5 protein-coding genes are annotated in these 4,108 nt (G+C 36.5%); 2 read left to right on the forward strand and 3 right to left on the reverse strand.

The genetic code is table 11. The features are described 5' to 3' along the window. Together HMPREF3029_RS06715 and HMPREF3029_RS06720 are read right to left on the reverse strand one after the other, a co-directional pair. On the reverse strand, positions 1 to 254 hold a 254-nt coding region (locus tag HMPREF3029_RS06715; protein WP_144265435.1), incomplete at its 3' end, for an ATP-binding cassette domain-containing protein. A gap of 1 nt (position 255) precedes the next feature. Further along, positions 256 to 1,266 (reverse strand): ABC transporter permease, encoded by a 1,011-nt coding sequence (locus HMPREF3029_RS06720; protein WP_070710235.1) that lies wholly within the window; start codon positions 1,264 to 1,266, stop codon positions 256 to 258. Positions 1,267 to 1,345: 79 nt separating this feature from the next. Between HMPREF3029_RS06720 and HMPREF3029_RS06725 the strand changes: the two genes are divergently transcribed. Both HMPREF3029_RS06725 and HMPREF3029_RS06730 read left to right on the forward strand, forming a co-directional pair. Continuing rightward, positions 1,346 to 2,008, forward strand: a complete 663-nt coding sequence (locus tag HMPREF3029_RS06725) for a response regulator transcription factor (RefSeq protein ID WP_070710236.1) — start codon at positions 1,346 to 1,348, stop codon at positions 2,006 to 2,008. Beyond that, positions 1,998 to 3,338 (forward strand): sensor histidine kinase, encoded by a 1,341-nt coding sequence (locus HMPREF3029_RS06730; protein WP_070710237.1) that lies wholly within the window; start codon positions 1,998 to 2,000, stop codon positions 3,336 to 3,338. Before HMPREF3029_RS06725 ends, HMPREF3029_RS06730 begins: the two co-directional genes overlap by 11 nt. A gap of 476 nt (positions 3,339 to 3,814) precedes the next feature. On the opposite strand, the gene HMPREF3029_RS06735 is transcribed toward HMPREF3029_RS06730, so the two are convergent. Further along, a partial coding sequence (locus HMPREF3029_RS06735; protein WP_168165513.1) for a hypothetical protein occupies positions 3,815 to 4,108 on the reverse strand: 294 nt, incomplete at its 5' end.

Here is a 4,108-nt window from a genome sequence, read left to right on the forward strand (position 1 = left end):
ATTTCTCCGAGTCGTAAGTCTGTCATTTCGCTATCTTTATAAGACGTCCAGTCGTCTCCATCCATAATAATCTTTCCATCTGTTGGGGATAAAAGAGCACCGATAATCGATAGTAGCGTACTTTTCCCTGAACCGGACGGTCCATATAATACGACGAGTTCTCCACTGTCTACTTTTAAGTTTATATCTTCTAGCACTTCAGTTTGAGTATCACCTTTACCGTAAGTTTTTGATATATTCTCTAGCTTTAACATATTAATCTCCTCCAATCGCAGTTAACGGATCAATTTTTACTACTTTTATAATCGATAACAGTGCGCCAATTAATGATACGACCATAAATAATCCAAATAATAACACGACTAATTTATTGTTTACGAAAAACGGCATCGTTACTGGTAATAAAGTACTCAGTAAGTACGTGAGGCCAATCGCAATTAGTGTACTTAATATAACGATGACGAACACTTCAGTGACGATCATCGATACCATACGTATATTTTTTGTGCCGATTGCTTTTAAAATACCGTATTCTTTCGTTTTTTGTATCGTTATAACGTAGAAGAATGCACTAATCACAATCGCAGAAATGACGAATAAAAACACGATCATTAAATTGAGTGGTAACTGCTCTGCTTGATAACTCGGAATGCCGTTCATTAAATCTTGCTTCGTAATCGTCGTAACACCGTCCGCTTCAAAATTCTTACTACCAATCATAATATTGACGTCGGCTTCTTTAATTTTTTCGAAGCCCTCTTTTGTTGTAAAAGCGATTGGCGTGTGCGCGAACATTTGACGTTTCACAAATCCGCTTATCTTATACGTGATATCTGAGTCCTTTACTTCAACTGTATCGCCAACGTTATAGCTTTCTGCCATCGTACTGTCAACGAGTATTTCATCTTTTCCGTTTGGCTGACTTCCTTCAACAATATTTAAATTCACAGCATCGGTATAGACGAGCTGTACGCTGTCGTTGTTTTCAAATCTTAGAGGTGTCATCGACAGACTTTTATAGCCATTGTCGCGTGCGTCATCTACGACATCTTCACTTAACACCGACTGCTGAATCTCATTGTTTGAATCATCTTCAATTAGAATTTCTTCACCAGACAATGACTCGATCATTGAAATATTATCTTTTCCAAGTCCTTGTGCTAAACTTGAAACAAACATGACTAAAAATGCGAGTAAAAATAAAATTATGCCGATCATTAAGTATTTGAATTTATAGTATTTGAGTTCTTTAAAAGCGATTTTCATTGGTCCATCCCTTCCTTCACTGTGTATATTACACCGCTACTATGAACTCAATATGAACAAATTATTTTAGGAGGAAATTATGGTTAACATTTTAATTGTAGACGACGAAGCGTCCCTTCGTGATATGGTCGCATCAAAGTTACAGCCTGACTACACACCGTTTCTAGCTGAAGACGCTATGCAAGCTTTCGATATTTTACAAGATGAAAACATACACCTCGCTGTTGTCGATGTCATGATGCCGTATATGAACGGATTTGAACTATGTAAACATATAAAAAATGATTACGATATACCGGTCATTATGCTTACAGCGAGAAGTGAATTATACGATAAACGTGAAGCGTATCAAGCGGGAACGGATGATTATATGACGAAACCATTTGAACCAGAAGAGTTAAAATTTAGAATTGAAGCGGTCCTTTCAAGATACGGTCAATCATCAAGTACGACGATTGGGAATGTCACTTTAGATAGTAATGCGTACTTAATTGAAGTCGATTCTGAAACACTATATTTCCCGAGAAAAGAATTCGAGTTGCTCGAGAAGCTTTTCATCAATTATCCGAATGTATGTAGTAGAGATATGCTCATTGAAGAAATTTGGGGATATGACTTTGAAGGTGACGAACGTACAGTAGACGTGCATATTAAACGCGTAAGAAAACGACTCAGTGCTGTAAACTCTCGTATTGAGATTAAAACAGTGCGCGGGATTGGATATCAAATCCATGAACTTTAAACATTTGTCGACGCGTTTTATCGTCAATACACTCGTTGTTATGGCAATAAGCAGCATACTCGCATTCCTACTCTCAAACGTCTACTACCACTTTTATGAGAAAGAAAAAAACGACGCGCGCATTACTGAAACGTTATTAAAACAAAAAGAGTTTATAGAAAATGATAAGAGACCTGCTGAAGAAATTTTTAACCAAATCGCGAGTTTAGACTTTCAACTCGTCGTGATTAAAAACGGAGAAAAACAATTTTACGGCGATCCGTTTCGACTCGATAACTTACCAGAAGATGCACTACAAGATGACATCTATCACGGAATTAAAAATCGACCGTTCAACATTTTAATTACAGGATTCTTTGACAATGAAACGAAAAACACGGTCGGTACAAATGTCACAATTCACGGTGAGACGTATTCCGTATTTATGAGACCAAACGTCGGAGAAAGTATGGGAGAGTTTCGTATATTTTTAGCGATTCTACTGAGTCTTTTAATCGTATTCTCGATTATATTTGTTGCTTTATCGTCTAACTTTATAATCGCACCAGTCATTCGGTTAAAGAATTTCGCCAGTGACATAAGGTTAGGAAAATATACGACAGAAAACATTGTCACTAGACGCGATGAAATCGGAACACTGCAACGTGAGATGGCGCATATGAGTCAAGCGATTCGAGATCAACAAAAAACGAACGAACGATTCGTTGCTAACGTCTCACACGAAATCCAGTCCCCGATCGCGAACTTACTCATGCAACTTGAATCATTAAAACGAGAATACAATAAAGACACGATTCAAAATATGGAACACCAAGCGAAGCGACTGAGTGGGTTAACAAAACAACTATTGCTGCTCGCTTCAATTGAACAGAGCGAATCACAGCTAGAGAAAACGCACTTCGGTGCACGACCATTTATTAACGAAATCGTGCAAAGTCAGTCGTATATGCTCGACCAAAAAGAAATCTTTTTAATGACGCACGTTGAAGATATAGAAATATATGGCAGCAGTAATCTCTTATACCAGGCGATTACGAATTTACTCACTAACGCGATTAAATACACGAATCATTACGGTGAAATCAATATCCTCGTAAGAAAAAACAACTCTCGTGCAGAAATCATCGTAGAAGATGACGGCATCGGTATGAACGAAGACACAAAATCGCATCTCTTTGAGAGATTCCATAAAGACCATCGCGCCGAAGACAACATCCCATCAAACGGACTCGGAATGGCAATCGTTAAAGAAATAATCGACCTACACGGCGGTGAAATAGAAGTAGAGTCTGAAGAAGGAAAAGGTACGAAAATAACGGTGACGGTTTAAATAGACCGAATTTACTGCGCAAATTATAGAATTCTAGTGCGTTCAAAGACAGAGTGAAGCGGTAATCTCGACGATGCGTGCAGTATATCAGACTCAATAATTTTTTCACTATTACACTAATGATTGCGATTAATGTCAATTTCTATTATTATTAGTTATAAGGAATAAGGAAAGTCTTACCTTGCTGCGTCTAACCACGCGGATAGAGGCAAAAGACATGTCATTTTGACATGTCTTTTTTGTTTTAAAGATATGAGCTCCTTTAATATCTCTTGGAATACAGGATACGATATTCTAAGTCATATACTACTCTAGTATACTTTAACTTATAACTCTCTCTTATAATACGCCAAGAATATGCTTTTAGTTGTAATATCCTTCTTAATTATTCTAAAATTCATCGCTAAAATGTACTCGATACAGTTCATGTAAAAAACATCTCTGAATCCACACTTTATGAGGAGGGATATTTTCAGTTAAAAAAATCGCTTCTCGATTTCACTTTCTAGTTTATAATCTTGAGACATTAAAGTGTAGAAACTCTCTAAATTAAATAATATATTTCTCATTACACTGTATCTAAATGGCATTTTTTCTCGAATTTCCTTATATTGATCTGCTAGTTTTTGTTCGTCTTTACCATTATTTGTAAAACAGACACCTCTTGCATTTAACATTTCCGTAATGAATCCATTATTGATTTTTTCATCATTAAAATGCTCTAACACCTCACAAATAAGTTTATTCGGCCATATATGTGTATTCTTTTT

The organism is Nosocomiicoccus sp. HMSC059G07 (genome assembly GCF_001815515.1).
Taxonomy (GTDB): Bacteria; Bacillota; Bacilli; order Staphylococcales; family Salinicoccaceae; genus Nosocomiicoccus; species Nosocomiicoccus ampullae_A.